Consider the following 18,058-nt stretch of genomic DNA (forward strand, 5'->3'; position numbering starts at 1 on the left):
CTCATATCTTGACCGACCACCCTGACGGTTTCCTGAAGCACGAAAGCGGTCAGCTTCAGGAAGCCGTCAGCCTAGTGGCGTTGTCTTGGCCGAGTTCACGTGAACGGAGTCATGCGCCATGCGCCTCGCCCTGACAATTCTTGCATCGCTGATCGCATTGCCCCTGGGCGTCGCAATGGCCGACGACGACTGCTTCGTTCCGATGGTGGACTGGAAGCCCCGTGAGGCGGTGGCGACGATGGCCGCCGGACTGGGCTGGACGGTTCGCCGGATCAAGATTGACGACGGTTGCTACGAGATCATCGGCACGGACGCCGAGGGGCGGCGGGTGGAGGCCACGGTCAACCCCGCCACCCTGGAGATACTGGAGATCGAACGGCACGGCAACGAAGGCGACCGGGAGAGGAAGCGCCACGAGGACTGACATCGAAATCGCCGGGAACGGATCTGACGCAACAAGCCGTCAGACCCGGCTCCCGTTTGGGGTCTTCTGGTCCGCATCCTACACTGGTCCTTGGTCGCGGCCTGCGCCACTGCCCTGCTGAGCGCGGAGGAACTGCAGCCCGTCCATGAATTCGCGGGCTACGCCGTCGCCGCGTTGCAGGCGGCTCGATTCGTTTTTCCGATACTTGGCGCATGAATCCCGCTGTCGCAGCGATGATCATCGCGATCCTTCTGACACCATAGGTCGGCGTGCTGACCGGATGGCTCATGGAGGAGCCGGGACGTGCTGCCGCGGCCACGGCTCAGCCGCAGCTGTCGTTTCCGACGTCGCGGACGAAGATGGCTTCGAGCGCGAGACCGGTGGGGCCCTTAGGGAAATCCACGAGACACTCGCCAATCTGCTGCTGCTCCCGTTTCACGTGGGCGATGTGGTGCTGGCATCCTACTGCCACCGCGAGAACCACGCACGCGCCACGATCACGGGCCGGAAGCGAGCCGCAGGACCCCGCGATGTCGCCCGACCTATCCGCATAGGATCTGCCGTCGCGAAGCCCCGCCACTCCCGGCGGGGTCTTCGGCATTCGGAGGCCTTCCTGACGGCAAGCTGAAGCAGAAAGTTCGTCCCCGTCAGGAAGCGATCAGGAGCGGGTTGCAGAAAGAAGCACCACAAAAGGAGACCTGCCATGAAGAAGACCTTCGCAATCCTGCTCGCCACGACCGCCATCGCCGTCGGAGCGGGCATACCAGCCTGGAGCGCCATGCACGGAGCGGCGCTGTCCTCGGCCAGAGCGGACGAGAATCGCCTCGTGCGGCTTGCCAGCGATGACGACCGGGGTGACGACGATCATGAACGCAGCGGCCGCCGCGGCGACGATGATGATCGCCATGGCGATGATGATGACGATGACGGCGAAGGCGACGACGATGACGACGGCTACGGCGGGAGCGCCACCGCGAACCCGGCGCCGGCCGGCAGCGTCGCACCGCCCGCCAACGGGCTGTTCGGCAGCGGCGCGGCCCCAAAGGTCAAGGTGAACTGAAGCGTTTCCCCCTCGAAACTTCCGGAGAAGCATCATGAAGAAGATCCTCGCCGCGCTCGCTCTGACGACGGCGCTCACGCTCCCGGGTGTCGCGCTCGCGCGTCCGGCGACCCTGACGACGACCCTGAAGATCTATGGCGGCGATGGCGCGTACCTCGCCATCTACGTCACTGACGCGAAGGGCGCCTATGCCGGAACGCTATGGATGGCGGGCGGCAAGGCCAAATACTACGAGCACCTCGCCGACTGGTACCGCGCCACGGGCGGCAACACGGCCGAGATCAACGGGATCACCGGCGCCAGCGTCGGCGCGGGGCGCACCTTGGAGATCACGCTCGACCTTGCCGACGCGCTCTTCGACGCCGGCTACACCCTGCATGTCGATGCGGCCGTCGAGGACATGCGGGACAGCCCCAACGATGCCTCCGTACCGCTGACGTCGGCGAATGCGGGACGGGAGGTGCAAGGCCGCCGTTACGTCGCCAGCCTCGGCTACAGCATGTGAGGCTGACATGATCCGGCTACTCCATCGCTGGCCGGGCCTTGCTGGCCTCGCATTGCTCGCGCTGCTGGCGCTCAGCGGCGCGGCGCTCTCGGTCTTTCCGGCGGCGGAAGCCGTGACTTCGCCTCAGGGAAATCCAGCGGCGAGCGTCGCGGAAGTGGCGGCGAGGATTCAGTCCGCCATCCCCGGTGTCGAGCAGATCAAGCGCGCGCCCTCAGGCCGCATCACCGCCTACTGGTTCGACAAGGGTACGCCGGGTTCGGCCGTTGTCGATCCATCGACGGGACAAGCGGTCGGATCCGCCGATCCGGATCAGGTCGAGCGCTGGCTGACGAACCTGCATCGCTCTCTGTTCCTGGACGACACGGGACGCCTCGTCTCGGCCGTCGGCGCGGCAGCTATGATTGTGCTATCGGTTTCGGGAATACTACTGGTGGCCCGCCGCGCCGGCGGCTGGCGGCACTGGTTCTCGCCGTTGCGTGGTCCGCTTTGCGGACGGATCCATGTCGAACTCGCCCGCGTCGCGGTGTGGGGCCTGCTGCTCTCGTCGTCGACAGCGATCTGGATGACGGCATCCAACTTCGGTTTTCTGCCGGATCAGCCCGCGGCCATGGAGCAGCCCGTTGCGAGCGGAGCCAGGGGAGCTGCGCTCGCTTCGATGCCGTTGCTGCGTGCCACGGCGATCGACGATCTGCGCGAGCTGACGTTCCCATATCCTGACGATGCCACCGATGTCTTCACACTGAAAACCGACGAAGGAACGGGCGTCATCGACCAGGGAACGGGCGCCACGCTCGGCTGGATCGATCTCAACGCGTGGCAGCGCGCCACAGAGACCATCTACATGCTCCATACGGGTCGGGGGGCATCGCTGCTCGGGCTGCTGCTGGGCGCCTTGTCGCTCGCCGTCCCGGCCATGGGAACGACAGGCGTCATCCTCTGGTTCACTTCGCGCCGCAGCCGCCCGTCGATCAAGGAAAACGCGGCGCCTTCCGCTGCGGATATCGTCGTGCTCGTCGGGAGTGAAGGTGGGAGCACCTGGGGCTTCGCCGCCACGCTTCATCGCGCGCTGAGCGCCGCAGGCAGGCGCGTCCATGTCGCTCCGATGTCGGGCTTCGCGCCTGAAGGGACCCATGCCGCAAGGACGTATGTCCTGCTGACGGCGACCTATGGCGACGGCGACGCGCCATCATCTGCGAACGGATTCCTCGACAGACTCGCCGCGCTCCCCGCCGGGCATGCGGCGCCGGTCGCGGTGCTGGGGTTTGGCGACCGCAGCTTTCCTCGCTTCTGCGCCTATGCACGGGCGGTGGAGACGGCCCTGCGGGAGAGGGACTGGCCGATGCTGTTGCCGCTTGACACCGTCGATCGACAGTCGTCGCAGGAGTTCGCGCGATGGGGACGCGCGCTGGGCGAAGCCTTGGGCATTCCCCTCGAGCTTGACCATCGCGCGGTTGCGCCACCCTCCACGTCGCTGACGATGGTCTCGCGCCGCGACTACGGACAGGAGGTTCAGGCTCCAACGGCAATCCTTCGCTTCGCCATCCCGCGCATCGGCATCTGGCAGCGTCTCTCCGGGCAGGGCTTCGCGAGGTTTGAGGCCGGCGACCTGATCGGTATCGTGCCGGCGCATTCGTCGGTGCCGCGGTTCTATTCGCTGGCATCCGGCAGTAAGGACGGTTTCATTGAGATCGTGGTCCGGAGGCATGTCGGCGGGCTCTGCTCAAGCGCTCTGACGACACTTGAGCCCGGCCAGTCAGTCGCCGCGTTCCTGCGCCGCAATCCACGATTCCATGCGAGGCGCGGTCGCACGCCGCTGATCCTGATTGGCGCGGGTACGGGCATCGGTCCTCTCGCGGGCTTTATCCGCGCTAACGCGCAGCGGCGGCCCATCCACCTGTTCTTCGGGCTGCGGCACTGCGATAGCGACTTGCTCTATGGCGACGATCTCGCTGCTTGGATCGCAGACGGGCGGCTGGGGAGCCTCACGACCGCGTGCTCGCGCGCTGACCGTCCACGCCATGTCCAGGACGCAATTACGGCCGAAGCCAAAGCCTTCGTCGCAGCGATCAGGTCCGGCGCTCGGGTAATGGTCTGCGGCGGCCGTGACATGGCCGCCGGCGTGGCCGAAACGATCTCTGCGATCCTGGAACCACTTGGAATGTCAGCGGCGAAGCTGCAGGAAGAGGGCCGCTATGTCGAAGACGTTTACTGAGCGGCCGCGCCACGCGCTGAACGGTCCGACCATGGGGACGCGCTGGTCAGCCGTGTTCTACGCGGGCGCCAACTTCGATGTCGACCATGCCCGCCGTGCGCTCCAGGGGGCCGTCGACGACGTCGATGCACAGATGTCGACATGGAAGCCCGGCAGCGACCTGACGCGGCTGAATCAGGCACCGGTCGGCGAGGCGGCGCAAATTCCGTCAATGCTGGAGCAGGTGCTACGGCTCGGCGCAGCGATCGGCAAGGCTTCCGGCGGCGCGTTCGACATGGCCGTCGGGGACGTTGTCTCGGCCTGGGGCTTCGGTCCACACACGGCAGCGCAGGATTCGATCCGTGCAGCGATGGCCGCTCGCCGCGTACCCGCCCATGAGGCTTTGGAGTTCGGCCAGGGAACCGTAACCAAGCGCGCGCCGGTGACGCTCGATCTGAATGGCGTCGCGAAAGGCTTCGGCGTCGACCGGCTCGCCGAAGCTCTTTTCAGCCTCGGCGTGCACGACGCGCTGGTCGGGATCGACGGCGATATGCGTGCCATGGGAACGAAGGCAGACGGAGAGCCATGGACGGTCGCGATCGAAACGCCCGATCCGGATCGCCGCGCACCCCATTCAATCCTCTTGCTGTCCGACCGCGCTGTGGCGACCTCGGGCGATTACCGGCACTTCGTCGAGGTGCAGGGACGGCGGCTGTCGCACACGATGGACCCAGTCCGCGGAGCGCCACTGCTCTCTCCGCCCGCGTCCGTGACGGTCATTGCCCCGTCATGTGCCGTCGCCGACGCCTGGGCGACCGCGCTGATGGTCCTCGGTCCCGAGAAAGGGGGCGCCTTGGCCAGGGAAGTGGGCATCGACGCCCTGTTCCTGCTTCGGGACGAAAACGATACGGTTCGAACTCGGCGCGTGGGGCACACATTCGAGCATGCGGCCTAGCAGCGACCTGCACATGGATCGGACCGTATAGAAGGCGCGGAATCCAGGCTTCGTTCATTGTTTGCCCCAATGGATGTCGCATTCTCACGCTTCACATCCGTTCTGCCAAGCTGTTTCGATGGCCTCTTCGGAAGCGAGGTAAATCTCGCCGCGCGGCTGACCGACCGGATTGCGACGTTTCTCACTCGTCCAATCAAGGCCGAGGAGAACTCACATGGGCCATTCTCAATTCGATGATGCGGGTCGCGGGCGCGCAGCTTGGGATGCTGGAAGGAAGGTCCGCACCTAGCGTCCGTTTACCAGAAGCAGATCTGGGCAATTCGCTTTTTCCTTGATCGCGAGAGACGCGTTCGGGATAGAGCGCTGTTCGATCTAGCATTCGACAGCAAGCTTCGCGGCTGTGATCTGGTCAAGATCAGGATTCGCGATGTGGTCGCCGGACCGGAGATAAGGACCCGCGCGATTGTTGTTCAGCAAAAGACCGGGCGACCTGTTCAGTTCGAAATCACCAGCGATGTCAGAACCAGCCTTCTGGCCTGGCTCGAAAGACGCTGTGGCTCGGTCGAGGACTACGCCTTCCCGAGCAGGATTGATCACGCGAAACACATGAGCACGAGGCAATATGCGCGCCTGGTCGACGAATGGGTGACTGCGATCGGTCTGCGTCCAGAGGAGTACGGCACCCACTCGCTCCGACGCACGAAGGCATCGATGATCTACAGGGCGACGGGAAACATCCGCGCCATTCAGATATTGCTTGGTCACTCCAAGATCGAGAACACGGTGCGCTATCTTGGCGTCGATGTGGAGGACGCGCTCCTACTGGCTGAGCGGACCAAGATCTGCCGTTGAGCGGTCATCCAACGCAGCGTGGATGGCAGCTTTCGACACGCGGAATACCGAGTTGCCCCGACCGCCGTGGGGTGGATTGCGAACTGACGGCTTCCGGGTGCCGAAGTTGGGAAAGCGGCCATTGAGGTGGCCGCCGCACTTCGACGGCAACGCGCCCCTATATCCGCCATTCGAGCGAACACGAACTGCGCCTGAGAGCCGACATTCGATAGGGACTGACCTGAGCCTAGCTCTGATGCCCGAAGACTGGATCGTTCGAAGCTGGAGTTTTCCGCGGTGGCATCGCTTGGCTTGGAGGAAGTTCGGGCTCTCAGGACGGCTGCCTTCAGCTTCGAGGGCAGGCCATATCCAAAGTCACACTTGGGGTCTTCGACGATCCTCGCTCTTGTTGCGATAGAGGGGTGCGGCAACGGGAAGGAACTGCGCGCCTTTCTTCGCCAGGAACGCCGAGAAGGCGGCCATGGCCGGCGTTTCGTTGCGATCGGCGCGCGCAACAGAAAACCACTGACGCCGGATCGGTGTCCCTTCCACATCCAGGATTGCCAGCCGCCCGGACTGAACCTCGGCCTCGATCGTGTGAGCCGAGATGAAGGCAATCCCCAGGCCAGCCATGACGGCCTGCTTGATGGTTTCGTTTGATCCCATTTCAACGCCGATGTTGTCGAGCTTCGAGGCCACGCAGGAGAAGAAGATCTCCAGGGAGATGCGCGTTCCCGAGCCTGGCTCGCGAACGAGGAATTTCTCTGCAGCGATGCGCTCGCACGATATTTCGCGCGCGCCTGCAAGAGGGTGGCCAGGCGGCGCGACGATGACCAGCGGATGGTCGCCAAAAACCTGCGCGCGGACGGGAACGTTCTTGGGCGGCCGGCCCATCAGGGCAATGTCGACGCCATGCGAGTCCAGCGCCTGAATGATCTCGGCGCGATTGCCGACCTTGAGATCGATCTCAAGCCCCGGATAGACCTTTCCGAAGGCCGCGATGATCCGGGGAGCGAAGTATTTCGCCGTCGACACCACGCCGAGCCGCAAATGACCTTTCGTCAGTCCCTTGAGGGCGCTGATGCGGTCGGACAGAAGGAAGAGCTGCTCCTCGATCGCGCGCGCCGCGTCGATCGCAGCAAGTCCTGCGGCAGTTGGGCGCATGCCATCCGCCATGCGGTCGAAGAGGGCCATGCCGAGCTCCTCTTCAAGCGCCTGCACCTGCTGTGTCACCGCCGAGGCAGTCAGGCCCAAATACTTGGCCGCGGTGACGATTTTCCGGTCCGAGGCTATCCGCTCGATCGCCCGCAACTGTCTCAGCGTCACGTTTCGCATAGCACAACCTAAGAAAAATTTATCTCATCGCTTAAAACATTGAATTTCCCTAATGCGCAAGGGCGTGATCGATTGGCGCCAGGGAGTGCGTTGCCAATCGGGGGAGGAACCGGTGTCCGCATCTACGCTCGATGCCTATCTGAATTCTCAGTCGCCCGATCTCGGCCCGGTCGTAGAGACCGTCCGATCGCTCGCCGGCGCTGCAGCCGCGACACGTGCCCTGATTGCTCAGTCGTCCGCCTCCGTCATGAGTTCGGCTGCGGGGTCGCTCAATGCGGACGGCGACTTTCAGCGTTTTCTCGACGTCAGCGCCGACGAGGCGTTCCTGGCCGCCGCGAGGCGGGCGGGCGTTCGCCACTATTGTTCGGAAGAGATCGACAGCGCGGTCGATCTGAACGGAACATCCGCCATCGCACTGGCCGTCGACCCGCTCGATGGGTCCTCCAACATCGACACCAACGTGTCGATCGGAACCATCTTCTCGATCCTGCCGGCCTTGGCCGGCGAGCCCGCAGGGAGCTTCCTGCAGTTCGGCCGCAGGCAACTGGGCGCGGGGTTCTTCATCTACGGACCGCAACTCGCACTGGCGCTGACACTCGGGGGCGGCACGCGCATCTTCGTCCACTCGCCGCGACTGGGCACCTTCGTCGAGAGCGTGCGGCCCTCCATCGCCGAGAAGACGGATGAATTCGCGATCAATGCGTCGAACTACCGGCACTGGGACGATTCCGTCCGTCTCTATGTCGACGATTGCCTGAAGGGGACAACCGGCCCGCGAGAGAAAGACTTCAACATGCGCTGGATTGCATCGCTGGTGGCCGATGCCTACCGGATCCTGATCCGCGGCGGCGTCTTCCTTTATCCCGGCGACTCCCGGCGCGGGTATGCCAATGGCCGGCTGCGCCTTGTCTACGAAGCCAACCCGATCGCCATGATCATCGAACAGGCCGGCGGATCGGCGACCGACGGCACCACTGCGATCCTCGATCTGGTCCCCACGTCCTTGCACCAACGTACGCCGCTGGTGTTCGGCGCCGCGAGGGAGGTGGCGCGCATCGCGCGCTACCACGCCGAGCCCAGCGTCATCGCCGGACGGTCGCCGCTTTTCGGCCACCGCGGCCTCTTTCGGGCGTGAGGAACCGATCATGTCCGCAAGGCACCCCATCATTTCGATCACCGGCTCTTCCGGAGCGGGCACCACATCCGTCAAGCGCATCTTCGAGCAGATTTTCCGGCGCGAGAAGGTCGAGGCCGCGTTCATCGAGGGCGATGCGTTCCACCGCTACGACCGGGCGGCCATGAAGGAAAAGGTTGCCGAAGAAGAGAGCCGGGGCAATCCGAACTTCACGCATTTCAACACCGACGCCAACGAACTCGAAGTACTCGACGAGGTGTTTGCCGACTATGGACGCAAGGGTGTCGGGCGGACCCGGACCTATGTCCACGACGACGAGGAGGCAGCCCTCTACGGGTGTGCGCCCGGCACCTTCACGCCCTGGCTAGACTTCGCTCCGAGCGACCTTCTCTTCTACGAGGGTCTGCATGGCTGCGCCGTAACCGACAAGATCAACCTCGCCCGGCACGGGGACCTCAAGATCGGGGTCGTGCCGGTGATCAACCTGGAGTGGATCCAGAAGATCCATCGGGACCGGTCGACCCGAGGCTACTCCACCGAGGCCGTCATGGACGTCATCCTGCGGCGCATGCCGGACTACGTGCGCTACATCGTGCCCCAGTTCGCTCTGACCAACATCAACTTCCAGCGCGTTCCGATCGTCGACACGTCGAACCCGTTCATAGCGCGCTGGATACCGACGCCGGACGAATCGATGCTGGTCATCCGCTTCGCCAATCCGCGCGGCATCGACTTCGCCTACCTGCTGTCGATGATCCACGACTCCTTCATGAGTCGCGCAAATTCGATCGTGGTGCCGGGCAACAAGCTCGACCTGGCCATGCAGCTCATCCTCACCCCGCTGATCCTTCAACTCATCGAACGCCGCCAGCGGCTCATCTGAGAGGCATTCCGTGAACATCGAAGCCATGCCAATCGCCGAGACGAAAGATGCCGACGACCGGCTGGAGCAGCGGATGGCCGATGCTATTCGAGCGCTCGCGATGGACGCGGTGCAAAAAGCCAATTCCGGCCATCCCGGCATGCCCATGGGCATGGCCGACGTTGCCACGGTGCTTTTCAATCGCTTTCTGCGCGTAGACCCGTCACAACCGGCCTGGCCCGATCGCGACCGCTTCGTGCTTTCGGCCGGGCACGGGTCGATGTTGCTCTATTCCATCCACCATCTGGTCGGTTTTCCCGACATGACGATGGACGAGCTGAAGCGGTTCCGGCAGCTGGGCAGCCGCACGGCCGGCCACCCCGAATACGGGCATGCCCTGGGGATCGAGACCACCACCGGCCCTCTCGGCCAGGGCATCGCCACCGCTGTCGGCATGGCCATCGCCGAACGGATGATGGCGGCGCGCTTCGGCAAGCGTCTGGTCGACCACTTCACCTATGTGATCGCAGGCGACGGATGCCTGCAGGAGGGAATCAGTCACGAAGCGATCGACCTTGCCGGCCATCTTGGCCTTCACCGGCTGATCGTCCTTTGGGACGACAACCGGATTTCGATCGACGGTCCCACATCTCTCTCCACCTCGATGAACCAGGTGGCGCGCTTCCGGGCAGCGGGCTGGGACGTCCGGTCGGTCGATGGCCACGACCGCGCCGCGGTGGCGGCGGCCATAGAGGCAGCGCGCAAGACATCGAAGCCATCGCTGGTCGCCTGCAGGACGACCATCGGCAAGGGCGCGCCAAACATGCAGGGCTCGGAAAAGACGCACGGCGCCCCGCTTGGCGACAAGGAGATCGAGGCGGCACGGACGGCTCTCGGCTGGACGAGCCCGCCTTTCGAGATTCCAGCCGACGTCGCGGCAGGATGGGGACGTGTGGCGGCACGCGGCGCTGTCGCTCGGCGCATGTGGGAGGAGCGGCTCGCTTCATCGTCGCGTCGAAAGGCCTTCGAAGCTGTGCTGTCGGGCAAGCTTCCTCCTTCGCTGCCCCGTCGGCTGGCGGCCTTTCGCAAGGAACATGTCGGCAAGGCCACCAAGGTCGCGACACGCAAGTCCTCGGAGATGGTGTTGGGGGTGATCAACGCCACGACCCCGCTGACGGTGGGCGGATCGGCCGACCTCACCCATTCCAACCTGACTGTCACCCCCGGGCTTGGATCGATCGGCCCCGGCGCGTTCAAGGGGCGCTACATCCACTACGGCATTCGCGAGCACGGCATGGGCGCGGCAATGAACGGCATCGCGCTGCATGGTGGTTTCATCCCGTATGGCGGCACCTTTCTCGTCTTTTCCGACTATGCGCGGGGTGCGATCCGGCTTTCCGCGCTGATGGAACAGCGCGTCATCTACGTATTGACCCACGATTCGATCGGACTGGGCGAGGACGGCCCGACTCACCAGCCGGTCGAGCACCTGGCCATGTTGCGTGCAACGCCCAACCTCAGGGTGTTCCGCCCGGCCGACATCGCCGAGACCGCCGAATGCTGGGAACTGGCCCTCGCGGCCGATGGTCCGAGCGTACTCGTCCTCTCGCGGCAGGCGCTTGCGATGCTGCGCACCTCCCACAGCAGGAGCTTGCCTGCTGCGAGGGGCGCCTATGTCCTGCGCGAAGTCGCCGGCGGCAGGCGCCAGGTCACCCTGCTGGCTACCGGGTCCGAGGTGGAGATCGCCGTTCAGGCGGCGGAGCTCCTGGCCAGTCGGTATAGGCTTGCCGCGGCGGTCGTCTCGATGCCGTGCTGGGAATTGTTCGAGGACCAGCCGGAAGAGTACCGTCGAGCGGTGCTGGGCACGGCACCGCGCATCGCGGTCGAGGCGGCGGCTCGGCTGGGCTGGGATCGCTGGATCGGCGAGAACGGCGCCTTCGTCGGCATGACCGGTTTCGGCGCAAGCGCGCCGGCACCGGATCTCTACGCACATTTTGGTATCGACACGGCGCACGTCGTCGATCACGCGCTGCGCCTTGCGGAGAGGGCGCCATGAGGCCCGACGCTGCCATAGGCAGCCTCGCGGGAAAGACCGTCCTCGTGCGCGCCGACTTTTCCAAGGGGGCCGCGCCCGATCTCATCGAAACCGCCGATCGGCTCGCCCGCGAAGGAGCAAAGGTTGCGATCATCGCCGGGCTCGGCCGTCCGATGGGCGAATTCAATCCCACGCTGAGCCTGCGCCCCTTCGTAACCCCGCTCTCGCGCGCCCTCGGGCGGTCGGTCCACTTCATCGTCGAATGCGTCGGTGTCGGCGCTGAAGCCGGGCTGGCAGCCTTGCCCGCGGGCGAGGTCGCGTTGCTGGAGAACCTCCGGTTCCACAATGACGCCAGGCGCGCGACGCGAACCTTCGCCATCCGGCTCAGCGCGCTCGCCGATCATTTCGTCGTCACCGGGTCCCTGTCCTCACAGCCTGCGCTGTGGATCACCGAACTCCGCGCGCTGCTGCCGGAACCACCTGTCCCAATCCATCAATTCGAAAGAGAGGCCTCCTGATCATGGCCAAGATAACGCTCCGCCAGCTTCTGGACCACGCCGCCGAGCGCAGCTACGGCGTGCCGGCCTTCAACATCAACAACATGGAACAGGGCCTTGCGATCATGGAGGCCGCCAAGGGCTGCGATGCGCCGGTCATCATCCAGGCATCGCGCGGCGCGCGCAGTTACGCCAACGACATCATGCTGTCGAAGATGATGGACGCCCTGTCCGAGATCTATCCGGACATCCCGCTCTGCATCCACCAGGACCACGGCAACGACGAGGCCACCTGCCTGACGGCGATCCGCCACGGCTTCACCTCCGTGATGATGGACGGCTCGCTGAAGGCCGACGGCAAGACGCCGGCGAGCTACGACTACAACGTCGCCATCACCGCCGCGGTCTCGCAGATGGCCCATGCTGTCGGCGCTTCGGTCGAAGGAGAACTCGGCGTGCTGGGCTCGCTGGAAAGCGGGCATGGCGAGGCCGAAGACGGCCACGGAGCCGAGGGCGCGCTGACGCACGACCAGCTTCTGACCGACCCCGACCAGGCGGTGGACTTCGTGATGCGGACCCGTGTCGATGCGCTCGCGATCGCCTGCGGCACAAGCCACGGCGCCTACAAGTTCTCGCGCAAGCCCGACGGCGACATCCTCGCCATGCATGTTATCGAAGCGATCCATGAAAAGCTGCCGAACACGCATCTGGTGATGCACGGATCGTCCTCGGTTCCTCAGGAGCTGCAGGACCTGATCAACGCCCATGGCGGCGAGATGCCCCAGACCTTCGGCGTGCCGGTCGAGGAGATCGTGCGGGGCATCCGTCACGGCGTGCGTAAGGTTAACATCGACACCGACTGCCGCATGGCCATGGCCGGCCAGTTTCGCAAGGTCGCCACGACGAACCGGGCCGAGTTCGATCCGCGCAAGTTTCTGAAGCCTGCAATGGATGCCATGCGCGACCTGTGTCGGGCGCGGTTCGAGGCGTTCGGAACCGCAGGAAACGCGTCGAGGATCAAGGTGATCGCCATGGACGAGATGGCCAGACGCTACGCCAAGGGTGCACTCGAGCCGCAGGTCGCCGCCTCGATGGCGGCCTGAGGCACTCAGCCAGCAGGAACGCACGGACAAGAGAAGGAGACGTCCTATGAACATTCAGTCGCAGACGATGGCCGAGGGCGAAGAACGCTACAAGTCGGGCGTCATTCCCTACAAGAAGATGGGCTACTGGGAGCCGGACTACCAGCCCAAGCCCACCGATCTCATCGCCATGTTTCGCATCACGCCGCAACCGGGCGTCGACCATGAGGAGGCGGCCGCTGCCGTCGCCGGCGAAAGCTCGACGGCGACCTGGACGGTGGTCTGGACAGACCGTCTGACCGCTTGTGAACTCTATCGCGCCAAGGCCTACCGGTCCGAGCCGGTGCCGAACACCGGCCCCGGGACCAAGACCGACCAGCAGTACTTCGCCTACATTGCCTACGACCTTGATCTGTTCGAGCCCGGCTCCATCGCCAACCTCACGGCCTCGATCATCGGCAACGTGTTCGGCTTCAAGGCGGTCAAGGCGCTGCGTCTCGAAGACATGCGCATCCCCGTCGCCTACCTCAAGACCTTCCAGGGTCCGGCAACTGGCATCGTCGTGGAGCGGGAGCGCCTCGACAAGTTCGGCCGGCCTCTGCTCGGCGCCACGACCAAGCCCAAACTCGGGCTTTCGGGCCGCAACTACGGCCGCGTCGTCTACGAGGCGCTGAAGGGCGGGCTCGACTTCGTCAAGGACGACGAGAACATCAACTCGCAGCCCTTCATGCATTGGCGCGACCGCTTCCTCTACTGCATGGAGGCCGTGAACAAGGCGTCGGCTGCCACCGGAGAAGTGAAGGGGCACTACCTCAACGTTACGGCCGGCACGATGGAAGAGATGTATGAGCGCGCGGAGTTCGCCAAATCGCTCGGCTCGGTCATCGTCATGATCGACCTGGTCATCGGCTATACGGCGATCCAGTCGATGGCCAAATGGGCGCGGCGCAACGACATGATCCTGCACCTGCACCGGGCCGGCAACTCCACCTATTCGCGCCAGAAAAACCACGGCATGAATTTTCGGGTCATCTGCAAGTGGATGCGCATGGCCGGCGTCGACCACATCCATGCCGGCACCGTCGTCGGCAAGCTGGAAGGCGACCCGCTGATGATCAAGGGGTTCTACGACACGCTGCGCGAGGAGCGCACGACGCAGAACCTGGAGACCGGCCTGTTCTTCGACCAGGACTGGGCCTCGCTCAACAAAGTGATGCCCGTCGCCTCAGGGGGTATCCATGCCGGGCAGATGCACCAGCTGCTCCATTATCTGGGCGAGGACGTGGTGCTGCAGTTCGGCGGCGGAACGATCGGCCATCCGGACGGCATCCAGGCCGGCGCCACCGCCAACCGCGTGGCGCTGGAAACCATGATCATGGCCCGCAACGAAGGCCGCGACACGCTGCGCGAAGGACCAAAAATCCTCGACGAGGCCGCCAAATGGTGTTCGCCGCTGAAGGCCGCCCTTGATACCTGGAAGGACATTTCCTTCAACTACGAGTCGACCGACACGGCGGACTTCGTTCCCACCGCAACGCCGAGCTACTAGGAGTCACGCCCATGATGACGAACCCCGGAAAGAAGGTCACGCAGGGTCAGTTCTCTTTCCTGCCCGACCTCACCGACGACCAGATCGCCGCGCAGGTCAAATACGCGCTGAAGAACGGCTGGGCCGTCAGCGTCGAATACACCGACGACCCGCACCCCAGGAACACCTATTGGGAGATGTACGGCAACCCGCTGTTCGACCTGAAGGATCCGGCAGGGATCATGATGGAGATCAGGGAGTGCCGGAAGACGTGTCCGACCATGTATGTCCGGGTCACCGCCTTCGATTCCACCAAGGGCTGGGAAGCGCCGCGCATGTCCTTCATCGTCAACCGGCCGCCCACCGAGCCGGGCTTCCGCCTTGTCCGTCAGGATCGCGACGGGCGCAGCCAAGGCTACTCGATCCTGCCCTACGCCACGGACCGCCCCGAAGGCGAGCGGGCCTGACCGACCGCACGGAGAAGCGCCATGGACAGCGTCCTCAACGGCTCCAGCCTGCTTGCCGACGACGCCACCGTCGACCTCGCGAAGGAATTCGAGGCGTCGAAGGTGCAGGAGGTCGTCGACAAGCTCGATCGCGAACTGGTCGGGCTCGTCCCGATCAAGACGCGGATCCGCGAGATCGCGGCGCTGCTGCTGGTCGAGCGTCTCAGGCGGCGCTTCGGCCTGTCGGCCGAGACGCCGACGCTGCACATGAGCTTCACCGGCAATCCCGGCACCGGCAAGACGACCGTGGCCATGTGCATGGCCGAAATCCTGCACAGGCTCGGCTATGTGCGCGAGGGCCATCTGGTCGCGGTCACCCGCGACGACCTCGTCGGCCAGTATATCGGCCACACGGCGCCCAAAACCCGCGAGATCATTCGCAAGGCGATGGGCGGCGTGCTGTTCATCGACGAGGCCTATTATCTCTACAAGCCGGAGAACGAACGCGACTACGGCCAGGAATCGATCGAGATCCTGCTGCAGGTGATGGAAAACAACCGCGACGACCTCGTCGTGATCCTGGCGGGCTACAAGGACAAGATGGACCGGTTCTTCGAGAGCAATCCCGGCATGCGCTCGCGCGTTGCACACCATCTCGACTTCCCCGACTACAGCGCCGGAGAGCTGAAAGAGATCGCGGGGCTGATGCTAGGCCAGCAGAGCTACAAGCTGAGCGCAGGGGCCGAGGCCGCGCTGGAGGAATACATCCCGCTGCGCATGAAGCTGCGGCACTTCTCAAACGCGCGCTCGATCCGCAATGCCCTCGACCGCGCGAGGCTGCGCCAGGCGAACCGCCTCTTTGCGCGCCGCGACAAACCCCTTACCAAATGCGATCTGCTGACGATCGAGGCGGAGGACATCCGCGCGAGCCGCGTGTTCGTCGAAGGCAAGCTCGACGGCGACCCGATCGGCATGGCAGCGGGTTCATGATCGAAAGCGCCGTGAACCGCGCAAGGAGCGCAGAATGAGCCGAACCATCATCGCGCCGTCCGTTCTGTCGGCGGACTTCTCCCGACTCGGCGACGAGGTCGAGGCGATCGTGCGTGCCGGCGCCGACTGGATCCATCTCGACGTGATGGACGGCCACTTCGTGCCCAACATCACCTTCGGCCCGCAGGTGATCAAGTCGATCCGCGGCCGCACCGACAAGATCTTCGACTGCCACCTGATGATCGCGCCGACGGACCAGTATCTGGCCGCCTTCGCCGACGCCGGCTGCGATATCATCACGGTCCATGCGGAGGCCGGCCCGCATCTCGACCGCTCGCTGCAGGCGATCCGCAATCTCGGCAAGAGGGCCGGCGTCTCGCTCAATCCCTCGACGCCGGAGAGCGTCATCGAATATGTGCTCGACCGGCTCGACCTCGTGCTCCTGATGACGGTCAATCCGGGCTTCGGCGGCCAGGCCTTCATCCCGGCGGTGGTCGAGAAGGTGAAGCGCGTCAACGCGCTGATCGGGAACCGTTCGATCGACATCGAGATCGACGGCGGCGTGACGCCCGAAACCGCGCCGTTGGTGGCGGCCGCCGGGGCCAACGTGCTGGTTGCCGGCTCGGCGGTGTTCAAGGGTGGTTTCGAGGCGGCCTATCGTGAGAACATTGCCGCGATCCGGGCTGCGTGCGATTCCGTCGGATCGAGGGCCGTCGCATGACCGGCGCGTTCGCGTTGCCGGAAGGGCTGCGCCTCGTCCTGTTCGATCTCGACGGCACTCTGGTCGATTCCGCTCCGGACATCGCCGTGGCGGCCAATCTGCTCATGGCGCGGCACGGCCTTTCGCACCATCCCCTCGATGCCGTGCGAGGCATGATTGGCGACGGCATCGAGACGCTGGTGAAACGCGCATTTGCGGCCAACGGCATCGGCCTCGATGCGGCGGAACTGGCCGAGCGCTACCGCGAGATGCTGACCGTTTACGGCGCCCACCTGGTCAAGCTCACGACACTGCGCCAAGGTGCGGCCGAAGCCGTGCGTGCGGCTAGGAGCGCGGGTCTCGCGACGGGTGTGGTCACCAACAAGTCGGAGGGCTTCTCCCGGACGATCTTGGAGAATTTCGGTCTGCTGGCGGAACTCGACTTGGTCATCGGTGGCGACAGCGGCTTTGCCAGGAAGCCCGACCCCGACATGCTGCTCGAGGCCTGCCGGAAAGTCGGCTGCTCGCCCGTCTCGGCCGTCCTCGTGGGCGACAGTGCCGCCGACCTCAGCGCTGCGAGAGCGGCCGTCATGCCATGCATCTTGGTGCAAGGTGGCTACTCTGCAACACCTGTAGACGCCTCTTGCGCCGACGTGGTCATCGCGGAACCGGGCGACCTGCTGGCTCTCCTGTCCGGTCTTGAGCGTGCTGCGTGAGATGATCCGCGCGATCGTCTTCGATGTCGACGGAACGATGGCGGAGACCGAGGAACTGCATCGTCGGGCGTTCAACGAGGCCTTTGCCGAGCGGGGGCTCGGCTGGATCTGGGATAGGCCGACCTACGCACGGCTGCTGGCCACGACGGGTGGTCGCGAACGGATCGCGGCTCATGCCTCCTCGCTGGGCATGACCGTCGACGCCGCGTCGATTCACCGCTGCAAAACGGACATCTACAAGCGATTGCTTCGCGACGGCGGCATTGAGCTGCGGCCCGGCATCGCCGCGCTGATCGGCCACGCCCGGGCGATCGGACTTAGTCTCGCCATCGGCACCACGACGAGCCGGCCGAATGTCGTCTCGCTTCTGGACGTCACGTTGGGCGCCGGCAGCGCGAGCCAGTTCTCATCGATCTGCACGGGCGAGGACGTATTTGCCAAGAAGCCTGATCCTGAAGTCGACCATCTCGTGCTGGCCGAACTCGGATTGAAGGGCTCAGAGTGCATGTGTATTGAGGATTCGCGCAACGGCCTTCTGGCCGCGCTGGCGGCCGGAATGCCGACGGTCGTGACCCCCAGCCTCTACAGCGCGGGCGAAGATTTCTCAGGCGCCACGCAGATCGTCCAGCGTCCGCCGGACTCGCTGCCGGCGCCTCCTATGCCACACGCTTTCCTAGACGGCGCACCCGTGCACGCCATTCTCGGCCTGCTGAAGGGAGAATAGCGCCGGCATCACTTCCAAGGCAATTCCTGCGGACGCGGACAC

The 18,058-nt window shown here is 64.7% G+C and carries 18 protein-coding genes and 1 pseudogene; 17 read left to right on the forward strand and 2 right to left on the reverse strand.

What is annotated here, in order from left to right; all coding sequences use genetic code 11:
* Positions 1-118 precede the first annotated feature (118 nt).
* Entirely contained in the window at positions 119-424 is a 306-nt protein-coding gene (locus ABGN05_RS19725; protein WP_367955742.1) for a PepSY domain-containing protein, read from the forward strand.
* A gap of 322 nt (positions 425-746) precedes the next feature.
* On the opposite strand, the gene ABGN05_RS19730 is transcribed toward ABGN05_RS19725, so the two are convergent.
* A complete protein-coding gene (locus ABGN05_RS19730) occupies positions 747-1,025 on the reverse strand; it encodes a hypothetical protein (protein ID WP_367955743.1) in 279 nt (92 codons plus the stop codon).
* Positions 1,026-1,127: 102 nt separating this feature from the next.
* Here ABGN05_RS19730 and ABGN05_RS19735 point away from each other — a divergent pair, with 102 nt between their 5' ends.
* The 5 genes and pseudogenes from ABGN05_RS19735 (at position 1,128) to ABGN05_RS19755 (ending at position 5,987) form a co-directional block, all read left to right on the forward strand.
* Complete coding sequence (locus ABGN05_RS19735; protein WP_367955744.1) at positions 1,128-1,484, forward strand: hypothetical protein; 357 nt, start codon at positions 1,128-1,130, stop codon at positions 1,482-1,484.
* A 34-nt stretch (positions 1,485-1,518) separates the two neighbouring features.
* Entirely contained in the window at positions 1,519-1,989 is a 471-nt protein-coding gene (locus ABGN05_RS19740; protein ID WP_367955745.1) for a DUF2271 domain-containing protein, read from the forward strand.
* 7 nt (positions 1,990-1,996) lie between these two features.
* Entirely contained in the window at positions 1,997-4,201 is a 2,205-nt protein-coding gene (locus ABGN05_RS19745) for a PepSY domain-containing protein (RefSeq protein WP_367955746.1), read from the forward strand.
* Entirely contained in the window at positions 4,182-5,135 is a 954-nt protein-coding gene (locus ABGN05_RS19750; protein ID WP_367955747.1) for an FAD:protein FMN transferase, read from the forward strand. The genes ABGN05_RS19745 and ABGN05_RS19750 overlap by 20 nt, the downstream gene beginning before the upstream one ends.
* A gap of 214 nt (positions 5,136-5,349) precedes the next feature.
* A pseudogene (locus ABGN05_RS19755) lies at positions 5,350-5,987 on the forward strand (tyrosine-type recombinase/integrase).
* Between the two features lie 354 nt (positions 5,988-6,341).
* Here ABGN05_RS19755 and ABGN05_RS19760 read toward each other — a convergent pair.
* Positions 6,342-7,301, reverse strand: a complete 960-nt coding sequence (locus tag ABGN05_RS19760) for a LysR family transcriptional regulator (RefSeq protein ID WP_367955748.1) — start codon at positions 7,299-7,301, stop codon at positions 6,342-6,344.
* Between the two features lie 112 nt (positions 7,302-7,413).
* Here ABGN05_RS19760 and ABGN05_RS19765 point away from each other — a divergent pair, with 112 nt between their 5' ends.
* The 11 genes from ABGN05_RS19765 to ABGN05_RS19815 are packed head-to-tail and all read left to right on the forward strand — an operon-like array spanning position 7,414 to position 18,016.
* On the forward strand, positions 7,414-8,436 hold the full coding sequence (locus ABGN05_RS19765; protein WP_367955749.1) for a class 1 fructose-bisphosphatase: 1,023 nt from the start codon (positions 7,414-7,416) through the stop codon (positions 8,434-8,436).
* 10 nt (positions 8,437-8,446) lie between these two features.
* Positions 8,447-9,319, forward strand: coding sequence for a phosphoribulokinase (locus ABGN05_RS19770; protein ID WP_367955750.1), 873 nt, complete (start codon positions 8,447-8,449; stop codon positions 9,317-9,319).
* Positions 9,320-9,344: 25 nt separating this feature from the next.
* The gene (gene tkt, locus ABGN05_RS19775) at positions 9,345-11,354 is read left to right on the forward strand and encodes a transketolase (protein WP_367955901.1); all 2,010 of its coding nucleotides are present in this window, start codon (positions 9,345-9,347) and stop codon (positions 11,352-11,354) included.
* Positions 11,351-11,851: a phosphoglycerate kinase gene (gene pgk / locus ABGN05_RS19780; protein WP_367955751.1), complete on the forward strand. Its 501-nt coding sequence runs from the start codon at positions 11,351-11,353 to the stop codon at positions 11,849-11,851. The genes tkt and pgk overlap by 4 nt, the downstream gene beginning before the upstream one ends.
* Positions 11,852-11,853: 2 nt before the next feature.
* Complete coding sequence (gene fba / locus ABGN05_RS19785; RefSeq protein ID WP_367955752.1) at positions 11,854-12,933, forward strand: class II fructose-bisphosphate aldolase; 1,080 nt, start codon at positions 11,854-11,856, stop codon at positions 12,931-12,933.
* A 46-nt stretch (positions 12,934-12,979) separates the two neighbouring features.
* Entirely contained in the window at positions 12,980-14,461 is a 1,482-nt protein-coding gene (locus ABGN05_RS19790; RefSeq protein ID WP_367955753.1) for a ribulose-bisphosphate carboxylase large subunit, read from the forward strand.
* Positions 14,462-14,472: 11 nt separating this feature from the next.
* The gene (locus ABGN05_RS19795; protein WP_367955754.1) at positions 14,473-14,907 is read left to right on the forward strand and encodes a ribulose bisphosphate carboxylase small subunit; all 435 of its coding nucleotides are present in this window, start codon (positions 14,473-14,475) and stop codon (positions 14,905-14,907) included.
* A gap of 21 nt (positions 14,908-14,928) precedes the next feature.
* Positions 14,929-15,876 (forward strand): CbbX protein, encoded by a 948-nt coding sequence (cbbX, locus tag ABGN05_RS19800; protein WP_367955755.1) that lies wholly within the window; start codon positions 14,929-14,931, stop codon positions 15,874-15,876.
* Between the two features lie 34 nt (positions 15,877-15,910).
* Positions 15,911-16,597 carry a ribulose-phosphate 3-epimerase gene (gene rpe / locus ABGN05_RS19805; RefSeq protein ID WP_367955756.1) on the forward strand — a complete coding sequence of 229 codons (687 nt, stop codon included), beginning with the start codon at positions 15,911-15,913 and terminating at the stop codon, positions 16,595-16,597.
* Positions 16,594-17,292 (forward strand): phosphoglycolate phosphatase, encoded by a 699-nt coding sequence (gene gph, locus ABGN05_RS19810; protein ID WP_367955757.1) that lies wholly within the window; start codon positions 16,594-16,596, stop codon positions 17,290-17,292. Before rpe ends, gph begins: the two co-directional genes overlap by 4 nt.
* Positions 17,282-18,016, forward strand: coding sequence for an HAD-IA family hydrolase (locus ABGN05_RS19815; RefSeq protein ID WP_367955758.1), 735 nt, complete (start codon positions 17,282-17,284; stop codon positions 18,014-18,016). The genes gph and ABGN05_RS19815 overlap by 11 nt, the downstream gene beginning before the upstream one ends.
* The last annotated feature ends 42 nt before the right edge of the window (positions 18,017-18,058 follow it).

Source organism: Aquibium pacificum (assembly GCF_040839445.1).
Lineage (GTDB): Bacteria > Pseudomonadota > Alphaproteobacteria > Rhizobiales > Rhizobiaceae > Aquibium > Aquibium pacificus.

Excerpts from the sequence above, each read along its gene's own strand:
- cbbX (WP_367955755.1), top strand. The coding sequence starts at position 14,929 with ATGGACAGCGTCCTCAACGGCTCCAGCCTGCTTGCCGACGACGCCACC.
- ABGN05_RS19725 (WP_367955742.1), top strand. The coding sequence starts at position 119 with ATGCGCCTCGCCCTGACAATTCTTGCATCGCTGATCGCATTGCCCCTG.
- gph (WP_367955757.1), top strand. The coding sequence starts at position 16,594 with ATGACCGGCGCGTTCGCGTTGCCGGAAGGGCTGCGCCTCGTCCTGTTC.
- ABGN05_RS19740 (WP_367955745.1), top strand. The coding sequence starts at position 1,519 with ATGAAGAAGATCCTCGCCGCGCTCGCTCTGACGACGGCGCTCACGCTC.
- ABGN05_RS19750 (WP_367955747.1), top strand. The coding sequence starts at position 4,182 with ATGTCGAAGACGTTTACTGAGCGGCCGCGCCACGCGCTGAACGGTCCG.
- ABGN05_RS19790 (WP_367955753.1), top strand. The coding sequence starts at position 12,980 with ATGAACATTCAGTCGCAGACGATGGCCGAGGGCGAAGAACGCTACAAG.
- ABGN05_RS19745 (WP_367955746.1), top strand. The coding sequence starts at position 1,997 with ATGATCCGGCTACTCCATCGCTGGCCGGGCCTTGCTGGCCTCGCATTG.
- rpe (WP_367955756.1), top strand. The coding sequence starts at position 15,911 with ATGAGCCGAACCATCATCGCGCCGTCCGTTCTGTCGGCGGACTTCTCC.
- pgk (WP_367955751.1), top strand. The coding sequence starts at position 11,351 with ATGAGGCCCGACGCTGCCATAGGCAGCCTCGCGGGAAAGACCGTCCTC.
- ABGN05_RS19730 (WP_367955743.1), bottom strand. The coding sequence starts at position 1,025 with ATGCCGAAGACCCCGCCGGGAGTGGCGGGGCTTCGCGACGGCAGATCC.
- ABGN05_RS19770 (WP_367955750.1), top strand. The coding sequence starts at position 8,447 with ATGTCCGCAAGGCACCCCATCATTTCGATCACCGGCTCTTCCGGAGCG.
- ABGN05_RS19735 (WP_367955744.1), top strand. The coding sequence starts at position 1,128 with ATGAAGAAGACCTTCGCAATCCTGCTCGCCACGACCGCCATCGCCGTC.
- tkt (WP_367955901.1), top strand. The coding sequence starts at position 9,345 with ATGCCAATCGCCGAGACGAAAGATGCCGACGACCGGCTGGAGCAGCGG.
- fba (WP_367955752.1), top strand. The coding sequence starts at position 11,854 with ATGGCCAAGATAACGCTCCGCCAGCTTCTGGACCACGCCGCCGAGCGC.
- ABGN05_RS19760 (WP_367955748.1), bottom strand. The coding sequence starts at position 7,301 with ATGCGAAACGTGACGCTGAGACAGTTGCGGGCGATCGAGCGGATAGCC.
- ABGN05_RS19795 (WP_367955754.1), top strand. The coding sequence starts at position 14,473 with ATGATGACGAACCCCGGAAAGAAGGTCACGCAGGGTCAGTTCTCTTTC.